The sequence below is a fragment of the Serratia sp. JSRIV002 genome (genome assembly GCF_019968725.1).
Classification (GTDB): domain Bacteria; phylum Pseudomonadota; class Gammaproteobacteria; order Enterobacterales; family Enterobacteriaceae; genus Chania; species Chania fonticola_B.
In genome coordinates this window covers 1-20,134 of sequence record NZ_CP074145.1, presented here as the reverse complement: position 1 = coordinate 20,134, position 20,134 = coordinate 1, and the positions used below count along the sequence as shown (strand labels likewise).

13 protein-coding genes and 2 pseudogenes are annotated in these 20,134 nt (G+C 49.8%); 6 read left to right on the top strand and 9 right to left on the bottom strand.

Going from position 1 to position 20,134, the window contains the following annotated elements; translation table 11 throughout:
* The first annotated feature begins 52 nt into the window (after positions 1-52).
* The 3 genes from KGP26_RS29275 to KGP26_RS29265 all read left to right on the top strand — a co-directional run bounded on the left by KGP26_RS29275 (position 53) and on the right by KGP26_RS29265 (position 4,611).
* Entirely contained in the window at positions 53-2,473 is a 2,421-nt protein-coding gene (locus KGP26_RS29275) for a TcfC E-set like domain-containing protein (protein ID WP_223665752.1), read from the top strand.
* Positions 2,470-3,741, top strand: a complete 1,272-nt coding sequence (locus KGP26_RS29270) for a hypothetical protein (protein ID WP_223665751.1) — start codon at positions 2,470-2,472, stop codon at positions 3,739-3,741. Before KGP26_RS29275 ends, KGP26_RS29270 begins: the two co-directional genes overlap by 4 nt.
* A 174-nt stretch (positions 3,742-3,915) precedes the next feature.
* Positions 3,916-4,611: an IS6 family transposase gene (locus KGP26_RS29265; RefSeq protein ID WP_223665750.1), complete on the top strand. Its 696-nt coding sequence runs from the start codon at positions 3,916-3,918 to the stop codon at positions 4,609-4,611.
* Positions 4,612-4,824: 213 nt separating this feature from the next.
* On the opposite strand, the gene KGP26_RS29260 is transcribed toward KGP26_RS29265, so the two are convergent.
* From KGP26_RS29260 to KGP26_RS29245, 4 genes are all read right to left on the bottom strand, one after another.
* Positions 4,825-5,916: a CfaE/CblD family pilus tip adhesin gene (locus KGP26_RS29260; protein WP_223665749.1), complete on the bottom strand. Its 1,092-nt coding sequence runs from the start codon at positions 5,914-5,916 to the stop codon at positions 4,825-4,827.
* Between the two features lie 69 nt (positions 5,917-5,985).
* On the bottom strand, positions 5,986-8,703 hold the full coding sequence (locus KGP26_RS29255) for a TcfC E-set like domain-containing protein (RefSeq protein WP_223665748.1): 2,718 nt from the start codon (positions 8,701-8,703) through the stop codon (positions 5,986-5,988).
* Positions 8,704-8,777: 74 nt separating this feature from the next.
* Positions 8,778-9,287, bottom strand: coding sequence for a CS1 type fimbrial major subunit (locus KGP26_RS29250; protein WP_223665747.1), 510 nt, complete (start codon positions 9,285-9,287; stop codon positions 8,778-8,780).
* A complete protein-coding gene (locus KGP26_RS29245; RefSeq protein WP_223665746.1) occupies positions 9,277-10,083 on the bottom strand; it encodes a fimbrial protein in 807 nt (268 codons plus the stop codon). The genes KGP26_RS29250 and KGP26_RS29245 overlap by 11 nt, the downstream gene beginning before the upstream one ends.
* A gap of 259 nt (positions 10,084-10,342) precedes the next feature.
* Between KGP26_RS29245 and KGP26_RS29240 the strand changes: the two are divergent.
* The 3 genes and pseudogenes from KGP26_RS29240 to KGP26_RS29220 form a co-directional block, all read left to right on the top strand.
* Positions 10,343-10,674: pseudogene (locus KGP26_RS29240) on the top strand (transposase); the annotation flags it as partial.
* Positions 10,675-11,571: 897 nt separating this feature from the next.
* Positions 11,572-12,697 (top strand): annotated as a pseudogene (locus tag KGP26_RS30480) (transposase).
* A gap of 269 nt (positions 12,698-12,966) precedes the next feature.
* Complete coding sequence (locus tag KGP26_RS29220; RefSeq protein WP_223665743.1) at positions 12,967-13,839, top strand: hypothetical protein; 873 nt, start codon at positions 12,967-12,969, stop codon at positions 13,837-13,839.
* 155 nt (positions 13,840-13,994) lie between these two features.
* Here the strand turns inward: KGP26_RS29220 and KGP26_RS29215 are convergent, their stop codons facing one another.
* The 5 genes from KGP26_RS29215 to KGP26_RS29195 form a co-directional block, all read right to left on the bottom strand.
* Positions 13,995-14,690 carry an IS6 family transposase gene (locus KGP26_RS29215; protein ID WP_223665742.1) on the bottom strand — a complete coding sequence of 232 codons (696 nt, stop codon included), beginning with the start codon at positions 14,688-14,690 and terminating at the stop codon, positions 13,995-13,997.
* A gap of 414 nt (positions 14,691-15,104) precedes the next feature.
* The gene (locus KGP26_RS29210; protein WP_223665741.1) at positions 15,105-15,608 is read right to left on the bottom strand and encodes a fimbrial protein; all 504 of its coding nucleotides are present in this window, start codon (positions 15,606-15,608) and stop codon (positions 15,105-15,107) included.
* Positions 15,609-15,666: 58 nt separating this feature from the next.
* Entirely contained in the window at positions 15,667-16,836 is a 1,170-nt protein-coding gene (locus tag KGP26_RS29205; protein ID WP_223665740.1) for a hypothetical protein, read from the bottom strand.
* The gene (locus KGP26_RS29200) at positions 16,833-17,567 is read right to left on the bottom strand and encodes a fimbria/pilus periplasmic chaperone (protein ID WP_223665739.1); all 735 of its coding nucleotides are present in this window, start codon (positions 17,565-17,567) and stop codon (positions 16,833-16,835) included. The genes KGP26_RS29205 and KGP26_RS29200 overlap by 4 nt, the downstream gene beginning before the upstream one ends.
* Positions 17,568-17,578: 11 nt before the next feature.
* Positions 17,579-20,104, bottom strand: coding sequence for a fimbria/pilus outer membrane usher protein (locus KGP26_RS29195; protein WP_223665738.1), 2,526 nt, complete (start codon positions 20,102-20,104; stop codon positions 17,579-17,581).
* Between the last annotated feature and the right edge of the window lie 30 nt (positions 20,105-20,134).

Sequence of the window (20,134 nt, the reverse complement as noted above, 5' to 3'; positions counted from 1 at the left end):
GTCCTTTCACGTGAGATGGAGGCCGCGGCAGGTGACTGCTGCGGCTTTTTTTATGAAGAAACGCTTGCTTATTCTTGCTCTGTTCCCCCTGAGTGTGGCGGCTGCGGATATGACGCTGGCGGCCAATATGCGGGGGTTGCCGGAAGACTTCCGCCGGTATTTTTATGACTCTGAGCTGATTGTTCAGGTTTACCTGAATGACACGCTGCTGTTTGATGCTGCCGTAGCCCTGAAAGAGAACGGAGACATCCGTCTGATACGTACCCTTGATGATGCAGAGGATACGGATCCGGAAACCCGCGCGCTCTGGAGTGGCGTGCTGCAAAAAGGGGTTTCGACAGGTCAGTGTATGAAAAACTGCCCTTCCGGGCTGATGGCGGTTCAGTACCGGCTCGACAACTCCGTGCTGAAACTTTACACCGCAAGCTATGAGACCGCCCGGACCAGGAGCTCTTATATTGCCATGCCGGCAGATACGCCGGGTGGTGTCATTATGTACAACGATGCATCCGTGACAAACACGGCGTCCACGCGTAGCTGGGGTATAAATTCATCCCTGACGTCATCACTGGCAGGCTGGAGCCAGAGAGCGTCTTTCCAGTCATCCGGCACGGAGGGCGAGTACCACTACAGCAGCGCCAGCCTGTACGAGCTTTACACCCAGAAAGAGCTTCAGGGCAGTTTCGTCCGGCTGGGTTTTTTTACCCCGGACAGTGATACCGGTAATGTGCAGACTGCCGGTTTCGGTTACGACACCGTGGCGGGGGCGATGTGGGGAACCTCTGATGCGCTTCTGGTCAGCACAGACAGCGTCAGCGCCTGGCCGGTTTATGTGACCGGACGCAATCAGTCCATCGCAGAAGTCTGGCGTGACGGTCGCCTGGTTCATACCCAGCAGTTACAGGCGGGTGTGCAGGCGCTGGACACGCGGCCGTTACCGGGCGGCATTTATGACATCACCATCAAGATTATTGAGAATGGTCATACCGTCGACACGCAGCAGGCGCAGATTTACAAACCACAGGGGTGGTCTGACCCGAACCGGCGCTGGCGCATGAATCTGTGGACTGGTCAGCACAGAACGCTGGCCACCGGTGAAGGACGGGTGCGTGAGGATAATCCCTTCTCCGTTGGTGGAGGAATTGATGTCCTGGCACATCCGCGGGCTGTTCTGGGGCTCAGCGGGGCGGCAACGGAAAAAGAGCACCAGGTCAGGACGCGGGCAAATATCACGCTTTCACCTGATGACTCCCTGTTTGCCCAGTACACGCTGGGTAACACCGAATATCATTTAAATCAGAATACCGACATCCGTTACTACCGCAATATTCCCGGTGGTGGTTCAGCCAGTCTGTTCTGGCGCTCAACAACGACGGACGTCTACGGGCACAGAACCGCATCCCGTCAGCAGGGTGATACCTGGGGCAGTTCCCTGGCGCTGCGACTGCCCAGGTCAACGTCGCTTATCGTCAACGGGCAGTATATGGATACGGCCTGGCGCAGTGGGTTTGGTGCCGATATGTCGGTAACCACGCTGGCCACCCTGTCGGGACGCGACATGAACTTCCGGGTGAGCGCATATGACCGCCCCGGCTTTAATGACCGCCGTCGCGACCACGGGGTCGCATTTGGCGTCAGCATCTCGCTAGCCCCGGCAGCCCGGCACACCCTGTCGGCAGAAACGGGGATGAACCAGAATCAGGGGTATTCCAGTCTGAACTATCAGTGGCAGCCGGGAGATGACAGCAGCATCCGCTCTCTGGGCGGGGGAGTGTCCTACAGTCCGCAGAATACGGTTATCAGCGGTAATGCCTCCGTTGATACCCCGTACGTCAGCGGGGATGGTTATGTGCAGCATAACACCCGCGGTAGCACGAACACGGCAGGGGGTAACCTGAGTCAGGTGCTTGTGATGGGCGGCGGCAGGGTGGCTTCCGTGAACGGCAACAACAGCCGCAGCATGGAATCCGCGCTGATTGTGGATGTGGATTCAGATGATGAAACCGCGAATGTACTGGCTTCCGGCCAGATGGCCGAAACACAGCTGAAAGCAGGACGCAATATCGTTCCGGCCGGGCTGTGGAAAAAAGAGACCGTACAGTTCACTGCCCGCGGAGGAGAGAGTGTGCAGGTGTTCCCGCCCGCCAGCAGCGTGCAGATGCAACGCGGCAGCGTGAAATACATCAGAGTGAAGGCGGTGAAAATCCTCACGGTGGTGGGCATGCTGCAGGACGAAAATGGAAACGTACTGAAGAACCGCTACGTAAGCAGCGACGTCTCCGGCGGGGTGATAAACGCCGAGGGGGTGCTGACCCTGGATTCCGGTATTGCGAACCGGACATTGACGGTCAGGGCAGAAAATGGACAGCCGGCAATGCAGTGCACGCTGCCGGCGGAAATGGACAAAGACAGGAACGTACAGTTTATCAGCACAGTGACATGCCGGGCAGACGGTTCAGGAGAAAAACAATGAATCACTTAATATTGCGAACGCTGGCGGGGATGACACTGCTTGCGTTCAGTGCCGCGGGTATGGCGGCGACCATGGTCATTACGGCGTCGTTTACCCCGTCGATAGACAAGCCGGAAAACAATACCTTCACGAACACCACGCCACAGAGTGGGTATTGTGCCGACGCACCTGGCGAGTGCACAGATAACAACACATTCAGTATTGACATGGGGGGGATCACAGCTTCTCTGGCAACATCGGGATTTACAGCTAATTCAGAACCCAGAATGGGTATGTATTTCAAAATGCCCGGGGCGTGGCGAGATGTTGAAGTAATGAATCAGATTACGGGAACCCGAGAGACAGTGAGTTTTAGAGCCAATGCCTTCTCTGCCAGATACAACACACTCACCGACTGGAGTATTGTGCAACATCAGCAAGCGTGGAACGGTTCTTCGTTCGTTTATGCGCCTTCCCCCTGCAGCTATTCAGGATTGGGATGGCTTCCACCTAAAGCTTATACATTCATGTGGAAATGGCCTGTCAGCAATGCAGCCTGCTACAAAACCGCACAAAAGGATCTCACTGGGGAGCCGTATTTAATCAATCACACCAGTATTGGTTATGAACTTAAAACACCTGACCCTTTAAAAATGGAGACCGGGGTTTACACCGGAACATTAACGCTGAACGTCGGTCCGGGAGGCGATATCGATTTCGGGGATAACTTCCAGGTATCAGACACGGAACTGACCATCAATTTTACCCTGTCGGTAAACCACGAACTGAAGTTAACCACCACGGCAGAGAACCAGACCGTGTCGCTGCAGCCCTGTGCTCCAGGCCGGGTCTGCACGGAAGATGAGGGGCAGGCCAACTGGGAGCGCTGGATGGTCACGCGTATCACCCCACAGCTGACAGGCCGGAGTAACTTCAGTCTGTCCAGTTCAGGCGAATTTACGGTTTATCTGGAATGCGAGCAGCAGAGCGGCCCGGACTGCGCCCTCAGAAGCGATAAAATGCCCTCACAGACGGTTCCCGTTCAGATGCTCCTGACATTACCCGACAACATCGTCGATAGCGTCACCGGCTCAACCGTGTCAAAACGCAGGCTGCAGGCTGGACGTGATTTGACGAAGAACGTTTTTGTGACAAAGACGTTTGGTCATAACAGGGCCGGCAGTATTGATTTTCTTGTCGGTCAGAAAGACGTTGATACCATGCTGACAACACGTCCGGATACCTATCGCGGGGCGGTAACCGTGATTTTTGACCCGAAAATTTACTGACATTCTGCAAAGACCTGATATCCGTTACCGGGAGTTGCAGGGGATACTGGAGGTGGGCATGCCGGTATGATGAATTTCATTTGCAGTTAATGTGATTCCGGTGCAAGGGAATGCGGTTGTGTCGCATTAAGGAGTCGTTAGGTAAGATACTGTTTTTTGAAATGTTACCTGACTATGCCTCTGATCCGAAAACCCTTCAGTCGTCTGCATTATCCCATTGATGTGATAGCCCTGTGCGTCCGCTGTTACCTGGCTTACTCACTGAGCCTGCGAAACCTCGAAGAGATAATGGCAGAGCGTGGAATTGTCCTTGACCACTCGACATTGCACCGTTGGGTCATCCGTCTGGTACCGCTGCTGGATAAGGCCTTTCGCCGACATAAACGTCCCGTGGGGCGTCGATGGCGAATGGATGAAACCTATATCAAAATCAAAGGGCGGTGGAAATATCTGTACCGTGCGGTAGATACTTCAGGCCAGACTATCGACTTCCTGCTGGCCGCTAAACGGGATACCACAGCGGCGCTGCGCTTCTTTCGCAAAGCCATTCGTCATCACGGCGAACCCGAGGTGGTGACCATTGATAAAAGTGGAGCCAACACGGCAGCGCTGACTACACTCAACACCGACAAACCAGAAGAAGAAACCATTACTGTCAGACAGAACAAGTATCTGAATAATCTAGTTGAACAAGATCACCGCAACATCAAACGCCGCATACGCCCGATGCTGGGATTCAACTCGTTTCGACGAGCACAGACGATCCTGGCCGGCATCGAACTGATCTATATGATACGAAAAGGACAATATCAACATCCGCAAAGTGAGGGATTGTCGCCTGCGGGACAATTCTACTTGCTGGCTGCTTAAATAACCGACAGAGCAACTTTTGCCAACTTCATATCACTAATGCGATAGAATCCCGCATGCTCTTCCAGGTATTTCGGAAACGTAGATAAGGCTGGGTGAAAGTAAGCGTCTCAATTAGACCGTCTGCTGCACAGACGGTCTAATTGAGACGCTTACTTTCCTAACCATGGCCACAACCCTGATTTTGAGATTGCCCCCTTAAGATCCTTTATATCACTGGGAGACGCTACTCTGTGTTGATGGCGTATAGATAATCTTCAGCCTGCCGGTATAACGGCCCGCCGCCTTGGCCGCCAGCGGGAAGACCGGAGTCGTCAGCGTTATAGGTGCCGGCACGCACAGCGAAACCCCGGACCTTCCCGGCAGGACGACCTGGCGCAGTATGTTACGCCTGTTGATGTTGGACCAGCTAATATCCTTACCGTTAGACACCGTCCGGGAAGTCCCCGTCGTCGGGTCAATCACGCTGACCTGATAGTCAAGCCGGTCCGTCTGGCTGGACTTATTCCCCCCCGTGCGGTAGACGGAGAACATTCCGTCCGGTCTTCCTGGTGCGTCTGACCCTTCGTCCTGAAACAGCATATCGATGCGCTCGCTTGTGCCGTTGCTGCCGTCATAGAGGCACATGTCCAGAGATACGCTTCCGCTGGCCGAATGGTTATTAGCCGTGCCCGGGCGGTTCGACAGGTTAAGGTCCACTTGCGGCGCGGCGTAGGGAAACTCCGGAAAGTAGAGCTGCTGGTTGTTCAGGTCCGTCACCGTCAGAACGATATTGGCCGTCCAAGTCGCATTCAGATCTCCGTGCGGCCATTTTCGATAATTCATAATAAGAGTCGCCCGCCAGACGCCGCCGGTGAGGTTACGAAGGTCAGCCTGTGATATGAAATAGGAAAAAACAGGCGCTATCTCAAAATTTGCAGCATTTATCGCATTCCAAACTGGACGATTACTTACCCCGTTAAACCTTCTGTTAGTAATAATGATATCGCGTTCGGCATGGGTGTCGTCCTGCACGAATCTCAGAGTTATCTGTCCGTCTGCTATGGCAGACTGCCATACGGGTGAGTCGGGGCACGCCCCATGGGCGGTATCCGTGGTACTCTGGCATACCATGGTCACTGTCGAAGCCTCAGAGCCCGAACCTTTAGTCTGCGCGTCCCATATGAACAGGCTGGACGGTACGGATGACGCGTCATAAGTTGCCGAAAAATCGGTTATTTCGGTGGTCGGGAGCTCCGCACTTGCCGACGAAACAAAGCATAATAACAGTGCGGACAGCAGGCAAATAACATGTCTTTTTTTCATTCCATCTCCTGGCGTTTTCACTACCTGAGTTTATATTGTAATTTCCCATCAACCATACTCGCGGCGCATTCACGAGCCGGTCAATGCGGTCGGCTTCGCGTCACGACTCACGCCGGCGGTCATCAGCTCAACCTGCTTTTTCTCCTCGCCCGGTAGGTTCGCCACGTCCGTGTTTTCGCACACCATGGTGCCCACGTAGCGCACCACGTCGCGCACGGCCCTTACCTTCATGCTGCACCGCCAGAATTTGCTGTCTTTCATGACGTACAGCGTCTCCAGTCGTCTTGATGTTTCCAGCATGACACCCCCACCGCCGAGCGGCGTCCAGGACGCGACATTCAGCGGGATACCGCCCTCAAGCGGCCGGCGCTGCGCGTCAGTCATCCTGCCCAGCCACGTGTAGCGGGTATCCACCTCAACGCTTCGGCTAAATACCTTGCCCGGGATCAAAAAGACAGTGCGCGAGCCGCCGCCCTTACGGAGTTCGCTGCTGATACTGTTCGGTGAAGACGCGGAATCGGTAACGCTGAACGTGGTCTGCCGGTAGCCCGGCACGGTAAACAGAGCGCGGCCGTTACCGCTCACGTCGCTGCGTCCGCCGCTGTCCAGTGAAACGCTGACCCGGGAGTCCTTTTGCTCATCGTCCTGCTCCACACCAATCATTACGGCCGACGAAGGCGTTCCATTTCCCCACCGCCCCCAGAGCGGACCGCTGCGGTCAACCGCTAGTGAAGAACTGTAGCTACCGCTGCTGCTCAGCCTGTGCATGCCGTCTGACTTACTCCAGGCGTCACTGACCGTAAGCGCACCGTTGCCGTATTGCCCGCCGGCACGACCGTACGCGGAGGTGGTCACCGTATCCGTGTTTACGCCGTACAGGGATGCTCCAAGCTCGCTCTCTCCGCTTACGCCCATATAACGACTGTAGGTAGCGTTATAGCCCAGTTGGTTGCTGCCGCGCCGGCTGGTCTGCCAGCTTGCTCCCGCAGAGGAGGAGCTTCTTAACTGACCAGCGCCGCTGCCCGCGTGCGACAGGGTAAAAGTGAGGAACATGCCTTTGTCCGTACCGTCATATCCGGTGTCTTTGCGCATAAAGACGTTAAAGCCTGCATTCACGTTGAGGCTTTCCCAGCTGAAATATCGCGTGATGCCTGTCTGCCAGGTGCGGCTGCGCGACCGGGTCTGATACACCTGCTCCCAGGGTATCCCTGCCTGACTATTACCGTCATCCTCGGGCAGGTCTCGGCGGTAGACGTAGCGGCCTTCGTTACTGCTAAGCGCATAGCCCAGCGTGCCGTACCATTTTAAAAAGGGCACAGACAGCATCACGTTCGTACTTTTATAGCACCCGCTGTAGCTGTAACGGTGCGCCCCCTGGCTGTTGCAGTCGGGGGCGACCATCGCCGAACGGTAGAAGCTCAGCGAAAAGCCGTCATTGTAGTTAAACTGCTGAATATTACCGCGCGATCCGTCTGTGCCGTATAGGTAGCTGGCACGGGTCGTCAGCGTGCCGTCAACGGGCCCCATTTCGAAGCCGTGCCCCCAGTCGGCAGCCCCCTCCCAGTAGCGGGCTGCACCGAAAAGAGCCGCGCCGGCGGTAACGGACGCGTTTTCGTTCACTGGCAGGCGAAGTCCGCCCTGCACAACGTTCCTGTCGTCATCATAAGAGCGGCGCGCTGTACCGCTGTCGTCGCTTACGTTACCGGCTTGTACAAACCACTGGAATGAGCTGAGAGGGGCGCCGCCGGTACCGGTATAGGGTACGCTCTCGGTTCTGACCAACTGGTTGTTTTCATACACCCGCAGGGTGACGGCATAGCTGCCTGCCGGAAAGGTTCGCGTATCAAGCTCCTGTGCACCGGCCTTCAGGTAGAAAGAGGAGAGAAGCTGACCGTCACGGTAGGCGTCCACCCGGGAGTCCCGAGAGAGAAAAACGTTAATGGGGGTGCCCCGAGAGACCTTATCCATGTTGATCCATGACAGGGTTGACCCTACGCGTGCCCCGCGAATTTTGCCCAGGGGCAGTTGGCTGAGGTTAATATTCCCGCCGGCGTTACTGAAGATATCCCGGGCGTCCATGAGCCCCCCCTGGAGATATACGCGTTTCAGCAGGTCTTGACGAAAATATGCGTTTGTGACATATGCCTTCTGCATGCTGGCTGAGCGCGACCGCTGCCCCTGCCAGTTCCAGTCAATGTTCAGATAGCCAGTCTCCGTTACTCCTAGCGAACCGTTACCTTGCACGGAGGCAGACTGGTAGTCTCTGTCGGCAACAAAGTTGAGGTTCTGCTGGTGCACCAGCGCATTTTTGCTCTCCGCGCTGGCATCGTAGTAAACTTCTTCCTTTTTTTTTGACAGCCGGTACTGACCGCCAAGAAACAGACCGACTCTGGCATTGTTCTCGTCGTATATAATAGCCACTCTGTCAGTTTCAATATAGTCGCATCCTGGCGCCCTGCCGTTGGTGCCGCAGGCAAGGTTGCCGTTGCGCTTGAGCGGAGAATTAAGAGAACTGCTGAGGAGGGCCTCAAGCCCGGGAGCGTCCGAAAACTTCTTTAGCACGGCTCCAACAAGCGCTCCTGGCTGTAAGAACTGCACGTCCTCAAGGTCGACCCTAGCCTGAAAGACGCCGAGACTTTCACCATAGAGAGATACGTCCAGCATCATATTCTGTCCGCGCGCAAGCTCTTCAAATCCCGCGGGTACGCTGACTGCGGCTTGAACGCCTATGACCGCAGATAATGCCGCCGCGGTGGCAGCAGAAATAAGCTTCAACCTGATACGCATTTCTGTCTTCCCGACTTAACGATATCCGTGATGAAAACGGGGCGCTGGCCCCGTTAAAGTTAGTTGTTCAAAGATTATTGACCAGCGGGAGCAGTGGCCTGAGTAACCACAAGACTGACTATGCCGCTGTAGGTGCCGGCCGGCGATGTAATGACGCCCGGCGTTTTCTGGGCAATGACCAGAGGCATTGCAGAGGAACCGTTAGTTAAACCACCAGGGAACGTCGTTGCATAAGCGAAGGAAGTGGCTGAAGTGGTCAGCGTCTGGCCGTTGACGGATATGCTCAACGGAATAGGGTTTGCGCCCGCGCGGTCGATCAGCGAAGGCTCCGAAGCTAGGCTCACGTTCAGGGCCCTATCCTCCATGTTAGACCAGAACTTAATCTGTTGCTGATAGGGCTGAAGACCTTTGCCCGGGAGATATTGCATCTCAACAGCCGCAGGCAGTGGGGAGCCATCGGCCTTCGTCACCTCAATGCTAGGATCGATGCTGGCGGTTACGGTGATATCACGCTGGACGGCGCTGGCGCTGAATGCGGCGATCAACGCGGCAGCGCCGAGAGCGATTTTGAAATTACTTTTCATTGAGATTTCCTTTTAGGTTTACATTGCCCTTTAACTGAAAGGGGGGGTAATCAGCCTGCGATGCAGGCAGTTCGGTTTCTTCTGTCCTGTTCTTCGTCCAGTTGAAATACTTTATTTTGTAGGTGTTACTAGGAGAGAAGTGCATTTCCTGGATGGAGGTTTCGCTTTCCGGATAAACTGTCAGCGCCTTTTTTTTCCAGCTACATTCTCCGGCTGGGTTACACACGCCGACTTCTGTCACCGGGATGCGAATGGTTCCGTCGTTGATGACACTCCCCGTTGATGGAATATATTTAAGGCTCGCCTCGGCTTTACGTGGAGCCACGTGAACCAGTGCACCCCATATAATATTAACTCCAACCTTGGTTGCTTTTTCCTCCTGATTCTTTTTATCTGAAAAAGAATTGAAAGCTGTCTCACTTACTCCTTCAAAATATACGCGCCAGGTAGTTTCTTTCTCTGGAGGGCTCATTGATACAATTCTAACGACCCGCTCTCCGCCAGCCGACAAGGCTATTTTCTGTGGCGCAACAATAATCTGGTCGGCGTCAGACATATCGAACTCCACTTCGCGCTCATTTCTGGTTCCGGGGTTTGTGATTTTTTTTAACTTTATTTTAACGAACTCAACTTCATCATTATGGGATATTACCCTTATCTGAGATGTGCCGTTTTCTCCGACTGTAGTCTCCATCGGATATACATACATAGCTGCATGTGCGGTATGGCAAAACACTGAAGCACTACAGATTGCCATCAGGTATGAAGCGATGTTGGTTAAAGGCCAGATTCTCATCCATAAGTCCTTAATTATTTGTCTATGGGTAATTAGCTGTCATCCCCCCCCTCATTACTTGAGAGTTATTCTGAATCTGTTTTGGACTTTTTAAAACCAACCCATACTCCGGGATTAACATCTTCGGACAGACTCAGCTAATTATTACATCAGGCCTGTCACGTCAGGCTGAATGCGCGATATGTTATTTTTCAGATGTTTCATGGTATGCAATACCACTGCAGACGCGAGTAGACCTACGTTGCTGCCTGAACCGTTTCTCTGCCAGACCTGCAAGTCCAAGGACTGCAGCAGCTGCGGCCTCAAGGCCACCGATCAATGGATTACCGAGCAGCAGTACATCCTGCCCGACATGTGACTGACAACATATCACCTTCACCATGCCGCACTTGCTGTGGCCTTTCTTCAAACAACAACTGGCCGCTGCTCAACGACCTCTTTCGCTGTGTCACCCGCACCATGCTCAGGCACGCGCGCAAGCTGGGTATCGAAGTCGGCATCTTCTGCACCCTGCATACCTACGGCCGCCAGCTCAATCAGCATCCGCACATTCACGTTTCCATTACTCGTGGCGGCCTCGATATCAAACACGGCCAAACTGGCATTTTTACTCATTATCACGCGACAACCCTCACCATATGGAGGTATTCATCGCCACAGTTCATGGTTAGGAAACCTAATAATGACCGATTGAGTTTCCTAACCATCAAGTATACTTCTTCTGTGTGAGTAAATTGTCTTTTTAGATCTACCGAATTTTTTGATATAACCTCCGCTGTCATACCTTTCAAAAAACATGTAAGATAGTTAAGCTCGCATTGTGTCAAGTGGTTTGTTTTTGTATTTATTAATAATATACAGACTCAACTCCATTGGTATTAAAATTATTTATCAACCCTTCTATTTCTGATACTAGTGATTCTTTATTTGTTACCCAGGCCGGGCCTGTGAGATAATTTAAATAGCCATATCTTAACTGATCAAAGTCAGCATATAGAACTAACTTCACCTCACCATTGGATAGTGATCTTAGATAGCATAGCGCCTCGGTTAAATATAACCCTCATCTTCGCGATTCCTTTACTATCAGCATATACCCTCTTAAATCATTGTCACCGATAAAGTTCCATGATGCACTGTTCTTTTTTGTTAAGAATTAAAAACTCCACATAGGGGCTCGAGGTTCCAATGATGTAAAAAACCACGTTAAGGAGATAATTTATTGTTTATATTTAGATTTAACGGCCTCAATTCCCCTTTCATAATATCCTCAGGTAGTGTGAACGTAGCGCCCCTGCGGGGCGAGCACGGCAGCGCTGCCTCAACCGTCTTTAAGATACAGCCTCACCTCAACGCCGACGCCGTCTGACAGACCTATAGCTCGCACGGGGGCGCATGCCCCCTGCCGCAACACCCGCATAAAATGAGCACGCCTGCGACGTGAGCCGGTTGGCGCCGACGCCCTTTTCCTGTCCTCTGCCCTGCACCATGTACATTCCGCGACCCGCAAAATTGCTGTTCCAGCATGACGACGGCTGGAGCCGCTATCTCGACAAACACGGCGATGCCCTCAGCGACTGGAGCAAACTCGCCGTCGAGCGCATGCTCGCCTGCGGCACCTGCGCCATGGGCGTGCGCCGTTACTGCTGCGCCTCACCGGACTGCACCCATTCCCGCTTTTTCTGCCAGAGCTGCAAGTCCAAGGCCTGCAGCAGTTGTGGCCGTCTTCAACAACAACTGGCCCCTGCTCAATGACCTGTTTCGCTGCGCCACCCGGGCCATGCTCCGCTGGGCGCGCCGGCAAGGTATCGAAGTCGGTATATTTTGCGCGCTGCACACCTACGGACGCCAGCTCAATCAGCATCCGCAATCCACGTCTCCGTCACCCGCGGTAGTCTCGACATCAAACACAACGGCTGGCGGTCGCTACTCTTTAAAAAGAAAGAGGTAGAAGCCATCTGGCGCAACGCCGTGGTTTACCTGCTGCGCGACAACTACGCGCACATTAACCCTGGCGGCCTGCTGGGCCTTGGCCATATCATAATGAAGACCTGTGGCATCGTTACCTGCATGCGCAATATCGCCGTTCATGGAAGGTCCACTTCGCCAAAAAGACCCGCGGTGCCTGGCGCAGCGTGAAATACCTGGGCCGTTATCTGAAGCGCCTACCGGTGGCGGCTTCGCAGCTGCGCCACTATCGCGGCGGGGCTATGGTGCATCAGTATTACGTTCACCGCACACAGCAACATAAACGCCAGAAAGTCAGCCAGGAGGAGATGCTGCAGCGTTACGTCAGCCATATACCAGCGCGGCATTTTAAGATGGTGCGTTACTACTGCTTTTTGACCAACCGCAAACGGGGCCACCTGTTGCCGAAGGTCTACGAAGCGCTGTCGATGACGGTGCGGGATAAGCCCAAACGGCCCGAGTTCGCGGTGTTGATGAAAGGCTTCCCCTGGGCACAGGTCCATACCAATGCATCTTGTGCGGTGTTAGGCTGCGATTTGCCGGCGTCGAGGCTGGCAGGTATGCGATAGAATTACTGTCGGCCAGGCTGCAGTGGATGGAGAAAAAACGATGGCTTCAGGAACCGGCTCTGGATCAGAGCGCCTAAAAAGCAGATTTGGGATTAAAAAGAATGAAAAAACCGGCATTTTTACGCAAGGATATCACCGGTGACCTGGCAACGCATTTTGCTGAACAGATATTATACCTTCCAGAGCAGCGATGAGATTGTTGACCTGGATGCGCTGGTTGCCGGGCTGAAGCTGGGGTAACGGAAATTTCGGCGGTTCCGGCGTAGAACCCCTATTTACTCTGGCTGTTGAGGATGATATTTTATAGTCAAGAGAGTTATATTATTTGATAAGTAAAGTGGGATGCATGACTACTATTGATAGAGAAACCAATGATATAAGAATATATTTAAATTATCTATCCTATGAGATAGCAAAGCAATCGGGATTCGAAAGGGCTGTATTAGCCCATCATGATTTAATACAGGATAGCTTCAAAAAAAAACCTTTCTTCTTTAAATCAATTTTCAACTCGAGCAGATTTATAATTCTATTATTTATACTTTCGGTATACTACACTAGTGAACCCTCGTATATAGAGGATGTAAAGCGACGTTGCGGGAGAATTGACTTAATTAGCATGAATTCAATAAGCAGTTTTATAATGACGCTAAGAGTACTTGGTTTAATAAAGGTTATAAAGTCAGACTTCGATAATAGAAAATTAACTTATTACCTGACAGAAAGAGCGTTACTAGAGGCTAAAACACTTATTAATAGCATGGCAAAACCATTAATGGAAATATTTAGTGGGGATTATTGTGTGAACAGTAACGAATCATTGCGTTATTTTTTTATTAATTACTCAAAGATAATTTTTACAGGTAACTTCATGCATTTAATACACCCTGCTAGCTCTACATTTATAATGAGGGATTCAGGGCATATGATAATAACTAGTATTTATGTTAAATACATTAGAAGCAAAGCACTTTCCTTTGATTTTGAGTTGGTAAATGTGGCTAAGGAGTGCGGAGTCTCACGGTCACATTTAAAAAGGTGTTTGAATGATGCCGAAAAAAATGGTTTTCTGACATTATGCACCAGCAAACGTAAGATATCTATCACATCAAAGTTTATCGAGATGGCAGAAAGATATATGGCTATTTATCTTTCTGCTATTTACTTTGGATTTAGAAGAAAAAGTCCTCCTAAATATGTTAACTACAATAATTGTTGAGTTACAATCCTTCTTACGCGAGTTATGGTAATGGACGAACGCTGATTAAAATAATTGAATGGGTCTTTTCAGGAATGCCTGAAATCTTAAGGATAATAAAATGGATTCTGTCGCATTAGTGATATGAAGTTGGCAAAAGTTGCTCTGTCGGTTATTTAAGCAGCCAGCAAGTAGAATTGTCCCGCAGGCGACAATCCCTCACTTTGCGGATGTTGATATTGTCCTTTTCGTATCATATAGATCAGTTCGATGCCGGCCAGGATCGTCTGTGCTCGTCGAAACGAGTTGAATCCCAGCATCGGGCGTATGCGGCGTTTGATGTTGCGGTGATCTTGTTCAACTAGATTATTCAGATACTTGTTCTGTCTGACAGTAATGGTTTCTTCTTCTGGTTTGTCGGTGTTGAGTGTAGTCAGCGCTGCCGTGTTGGCTCCACTTTTATCAATGGTCACCACCTCGAGTTCGCCGTGATGACGAATGGCTTTGCGAAAGAAGCGCAGCGCCGCTGCGGTATCCCGTTTAGCGGCCAGCAGGAAGTCGATAGTCTGGCCTGAAGTATCTACCGCGCGGTACAGATATTTCCACTGTCCTTTGATTTTGATGTAGGTTTCATCCATTCGCCACCGCCGACCTATTGTGCGCTTGTGTCGGCGAAAAGCTTTATCCAGCAGCGGTACCAGGCGGATAACCCAACGGTGCAGCGTCGAATGGTCAAGGACAATTCCACGCTCTGCCATTATCTCTTCGAGGTTTCGCAGGCTCAGTGAATAAGCGAGGTACCCGCGAACACATTGCGCGATAATATCGACAGGATAATGCAGGCGTTTAAAGGCTCTTCGGATCAGAGACATAGTCAGGTAACATCAAAAAACAGCATGTTACCTGACAACGCCTTAATGCGACACAACCCCTGAGCGCACCAAGACCCTCGCGGTGGGACATGCACCACCGCCACATTGACCCCCTCATAAAATGTGCACGCCTGTGCCGTGAGCCGGCTAACGCCGACGCCCTTTTCCAGCCTGCTGCTGCACTGTAGACTCTGCACCATGTATATTCCGCGCCCCGCAAAGCTGCTGTTCAAGCACGATGATGGCTGGAGCCACTATCTCGACAAATACGGCGACACCTTCAGCGACTGGACCAAACTCGCGGTCGAACGCTGCTCGCCTGCGGTACCTGTCTCATAGGCGTACGCCGCTACTGCTGCGCCTCACAGGTATTGCCGCAGAAGTGGAGCCATGGACATGATAGAACGCCCAACGCTATTCATAGGACAACGTATAATGTAGCAAACGAGAAAAGTTGCCCGCTTGCACTGTACCTGTTTTTACCAGATAGGCTGAATAGAGCAGCACGTTATCCCCAGCCTGAATCTTCTGCCCGGCAGTATTCTGGTTAAAATAAATTGGATTACCAGCACCGTCCTGAAGGCTTAGACCAACGCCGCTGATGCCATTGACCGTGATCACTGAGCCACTGCCCCCCCGACCGGTTTGGTCGAACAGTGTCTTAACAATTTTATCTGCAGCATTACAGCCATACAAACCTATTGTGAAAGGAACCGGGGTTGAACGCCCCCGAACCTCCAACTCAGCCGTGGATATCTCTCCCATGTTTACGGTCTGGCTGTCATCACCTACAACTATATTACAGGTAGCAATAGTAATGTTGCCTTTAAACGTCGTCCGACTAGTTGCCACAATCTCTGCTTGTGCCATATTAATCAAATAAAGATAAATCAATAAAGAATAGAGTATTCTTATCATTATTCACTCCAGATGACCGAAAGTTGGAGGGCTCCCCTCCAACAATTAATATTGATCGTTAAGGTATTCTGACTTCAAACGTCAATACCTGGCTATATTCTCCTGATTTTATCTTTTTTAAATCATTAGTGCTGGCAGCAATCTCTGCACGGAACCTTTTGGTCTCACTAATCGTGCGGATATTTTTAATAAAGTTTGAGTAACGATGATTGAACTGCATGTAATTTCCCTCATCCAAATCATAAATTTTCAGGCCGATACCTTGTGATATCCCACTAGAATGGTTAATCCCCCAGAATGTGCTGCTGATGGAATACCCTCCTTCGGTTTTAATTTCACCAGGGAGATTATAGACATTTCCAATGCAGACCTCGGACTGAACAGGTCCCTTAGTCGCTGTAAGCGTAAAATCTTCCATTCTTACCCGATTACGGCTCAAGTCATCAGATGATATTGGCTGGAATTGGACGATATCTGGCGTAGTTATTTTTAGTGTACACTGAGGGGTCGGTGGTGGTGGGGGAACTAAATTACCACCACTGCCCATCCCACCAAGATATTGACCACAAGTAGAATTATTTTGATTAGAAATGCAGACTGGTATAGTAGCCCAAGTTACCGGACTTCGAGAGTCTACAGACCAATTCCCTATATAATCCGGTGCATCCCATCGAAGTGAATTGTAATCATATGATCTAGTCAAGATTGGTGACGCAGTAAAAGTAAGAGAAAATATTTTACGATACTGCGGCGATCCGGTTCTTATATTTGTACAATTTTTCTCGCAAGGTGCAAGGGTCCCGTCTTGCCATATAGAGATACCCGCAGGACGACCATCTAATGTTAGCCAAGCACCACCTCCTGGTACAAACATCGTTAACCCTTTGTAATTATGTGGAGTCTGACTAAGTATACGATAAAACTGATATTTAATATCGCCGGCACTATCTCCATTATTGATGCAAGTTACCGAATTTGAAGCTGTTACTGTAAAGGTCTGGTTAGGAACAGTATAGTAGATGCGCTTAAGGCATTGTCCATCAGAATTACAATTGTACTCCTCTGTATGGCTAGTAATAGCTGCATCAATGACTTCTTTAAATCCTCTAGTGGTCAATGGAAAAAATTTAGTATTATCCCAAACACAATTTATAATAGGCCCAGCTATCGCACTACTCATTATGGAATATAGTATTAGCATGCCTAAGAATATAATCCTAATCATCATGACTTATCCCTTACACATTGCTTGACAGTACAGGTATAGTTCAATGGCTGGTAAGCCCCATAGTCATTGATGTATTTAAGGGTAATCTTTTGAACTTGAGGCTTGATGGCTGAAAGTATGACTTCACTCTTTGGTTTCAGCGTTACGGCTTCATCTTTCCCCAATAGGCTTGCTTTCTCTACCACAACTTCCGGCAAAATGATAAAGAATGGTGTAGGATTCACAAATTTCATCCCCTGACTGCCAGGTTCCAAGCGAATCTCTTCCTGCCATACACTCTCGGCCTGTGACTTTAGGCTAGCTGGGCGATAGAAAAGCTTCACCTTAAGGCGCAGAGCAAGCTGGACCGCATTGGGTTTATCGGATTTTGGAGGGATTTCCTGCAGGTTGAAGTAAAACAGTGACTCTCGATCCTGTGGCAATCTGGCGGCGTCTGGCAAAGGCATCACGCGGACCTGTACGGTGCTGTCTTTTTCTATCCGTTGCAGCGGTGGTAATGCGGTCAGTGGTGAATTTATTTTTTCTCCTGCTTCATTTTCCAGCCAGGTTTGTGCCAGATAGGGCAAGGTCTTGCTGTGGTTGATCACATTAACCGGAGACGATTTATCATCACCCATGAGAATTACCCTAGTTCGGTCAATAGATATCGCAGCTTGGACCGAGCCACTTATACCTGTAAGGAGGAAAAATAATCCGATTGATCGGCGGTTAACAAAAGTATTAGATATCATTGTGAGTCTCCTCAAGAAAATATGTCCTTGCGACAGGTCAGTGGCACAACGGATGATAATGAGAAATTTTGTTTTGGTAGTATGAATGTGCAACGTAGCCCTTCGCCGTTCAACGCGGTCAACCGAGCCCCTGCGGCGATACCAGAGACATAAACTTCGCCATTTTCGCCCACAACACCCACCTGACGTTTCTGTTGGCTATCGTCAACCGAGGTGCCAAAAGGAATAGCTCTTCCCTGCGCGTCAGTGAGCTTGATCAATGCTTTGATACCGCGATAAAGATTCAATTTACGGTAGCCGATAGCCCCCTCCGTCAGCACCATCTGAATGTTTGGGTCAGTACTTTCGACATCGTCTGGCAAACGGTTGGTATCAATGGTGTAGTTGGTTCGATAATAGTCCGGTACGTTGTTAATCATCGTAATACCTTGAGCATTAGTCATCAGCGTATCATTGGCACTTTGGTTGCCAACATATACGCCTTCAATACCGTTGGTATCTATCATTAGACGTGTATTGCCAGCATAACCATCGCGGTGCATTGCAACCCCATACTCGGTCGCTGTAATACCAGATTTGATACTCCCTCCCAGATAATAGTTATCCTTATTTACTGAGGCATTAAAAGCTGCGGAATAGGCATCTTGGTTCTGCACAATATTGCCATTCAAGTTGCTTTGACTGTAAAAATTGGGTGAACTGGTGTTAGCACCGATCGACCAGACATTGCGTAAATCAGCACTATTGGTGTAGGTCGTACTCGGGGAAAACTGACTATTATTAAATTGCATTCCTGTGCTGAGGTAAGAATGCGAATCAAGAGGGATACTCAACCCTAAATAAACCGTATTGTTGTTTTTCTGCTCCTGCGAAAGAAAACTAGTTTTAAACTCAGTTCGGTTAATCGATACATAGGCATTTATGTTTTTCAGGTTACCAATATCAAAAGATTTTGAAACGCTAAGACCATAGCTGTTACTGTCAGAGACATCCTGCCAATAAGTTTGACGGTTATAAATTAAGTTAACTGATAATCCTACATCATGAAAATTCTTGCTGGCGACCAAGTTATAGTTTTCCTTGTTAGTGGCGGCAAAGTTAGGTGCTGATTTCATAAATGCTAGATTGTCCAGAGAAAGATAATTCTTCTCTGAAAAACGATAACCGGCAAAAGTGATCTGGCTGTCAATACTATCGAAGACTTTCGAGTAATTAAACCGGTAGCTTTCACCTGCGAAGCTTTGGGAATTTACATGGGCACGGGCATGAGTTACATCAATAGAAAGAGCACCCAGCCCCCCCATATCATAGCCAATCCCATTATTGAACGCATAATAGTCTTTATCTGTCAGGATTGTTCCACCAAACAAAGAAATGCCTGATAGAATACCGATAGAGGCCTCTGCTGTCGCCAACATCGGTTTAAATGATCCATAACTTTCGACCATTTGACCTAGCACAACCTTATAGCGAATATGACCGGAACGGGTCAAGAAAGGGACGTTCGAAGTTTCAATGGTGGAAGTTTGCTCTTCCCCATCTTCTTCTCTAATGGACATAGTGAGCAGACCAGAAGTATTATTGGTAAGATCTTCAATAACAAATGGGCCCGGTGGTACCATCTTTTCATAAACAATACTATCGCCTCGACTGATGGTGACTCGTGCATTAGTTCTAGCCACACCTGTTAATTTAGGGGCATAACCACGCAAAGCAGGAGGCAGCATACGGTCATCACTGAAAATCGAGACTCCTCGGTAGTTCAGCGAACCGAAAACATCAGACTGAAGATAGTTTTTGCCTATAGTCAGGTGCGCTCCAGCCTCTTTAAGCGAACGGGTTACATAAACTGCAGTTGTGCTAAATTGACGTTTTTTTTCACCATAACCACTGCTGTACAATGACGCCTGATAATTACTTCTTAAGCGCCAAGAGTTGTAGTTTGCTCCTAAAGTGCCAAAGCTTGAAACAATACTATTGCTAGTACTGCCGCTCCGGCCATACAAGTTGCCACTCAAGGTATAATCAAACAGGATCCCAGGAACACCATCATCCCATTGGCTCGGTGGCGACCAATCCGGATCGCTATAGTTAAGTAATGCCTGTGGTACGCTTACTAGCAGAATGCTCTTTTCACGATCGACTCGAGTGGTTGCCCCTTGGTAGCCTGTAATCAGAATGCATTCTGGATTGCCAGGTATTGTATTTTTTCTCAACTGAGCCAAAGGAACCTCTTTGAGATCAAATTTCTCGACGATCTGAAGAGGAAAACAGATCTGGCTTTTATCCTCTACGTTAATAATGTTAAAGTTATAATTAGTAATTACCCTATCATTAATCATTAAGGTAAGTGGATAAATACCCTCAGGAATATAATCGGAACGAGAAAAATCACTCAGGTTAACATTTTTATTATCACCCAGACCGAGCGCTCTGGTTTCAAATTCAACTGTCTCACCCTCAGCCTGAACAGAGGCTACCATAAAGAGGAAAAGAATAACAGTAGTGATGAATGAGTACTTTTTCTTATAATCCATAATTATATAGTCTCATTAAAACAAAGTGCA

Bases quoted from the DNA above. Each gene is read 5' to 3' on its own strand.
- KGP26_RS29275 (WP_223665752.1), top strand. From the start codon at position 53: ATGAAGAAACGCTTGCTTATTCTTGCTCTGTTCCCCCTGAGTGTGGCG.
- KGP26_RS29270 (WP_223665751.1), top strand. From the start codon at position 2,470: ATGAATCACTTAATATTGCGAACGCTGGCGGGGATGACACTGCTTGCG.
- KGP26_RS29265 (WP_223665750.1), top strand. From the start codon at position 3,916: ATGCCTCTGATCCGAAAACCCTTCAGTCGTCTGCATTATCCCATTGAT.
- KGP26_RS29260 (WP_223665749.1), bottom strand. From the start codon at position 5,916: ATGAAAAAAAGACATGTTATTTGCCTGCTGTCCGCACTGTTATTATGC.
- KGP26_RS29255 (WP_223665748.1), bottom strand. From the start codon at position 8,703: ATGCGTATCAGGTTGAAGCTTATTTCTGCTGCCACCGCGGCGGCATTA.
- KGP26_RS29250 (WP_223665747.1), bottom strand. From the start codon at position 9,287: ATGAAAAGTAATTTCAAAATCGCTCTCGGCGCTGCCGCGTTGATCGCC.
- KGP26_RS29245 (WP_223665746.1), bottom strand. From the start codon at position 10,083: ATGAGAATCTGGCCTTTAACCAACATCGCTTCATACCTGATGGCAATC.
- KGP26_RS29220 (WP_223665743.1), top strand. From the start codon at position 12,967: ATGACTACTATTGATAGAGAAACCAATGATATAAGAATATATTTAAAT.
- KGP26_RS29215 (WP_223665742.1), bottom strand. From the start codon at position 14,690: ATGTCTCTGATCCGAAGAGCCTTTAAACGCCTGCATTATCCTGTCGAT.
- KGP26_RS29210 (WP_223665741.1), bottom strand. From the start codon at position 15,608: ATGATAAGAATACTCTATTCTTTATTGATTTATCTTTATTTGATTAAT.
- KGP26_RS29205 (WP_223665740.1), bottom strand. From the start codon at position 16,836: ATGATGATTAGGATTATATTCTTAGGCATGCTAATACTATATTCCATA.
- KGP26_RS29200 (WP_223665739.1), bottom strand. From the start codon at position 17,567: ATGATATCTAATACTTTTGTTAACCGCCGATCAATCGGATTATTTTTC.
- KGP26_RS29195 (WP_223665738.1), bottom strand. From the start codon at position 20,104: ATGGATTATAAGAAAAAGTACTCATTCATCACTACTGTTATTCTTTTC.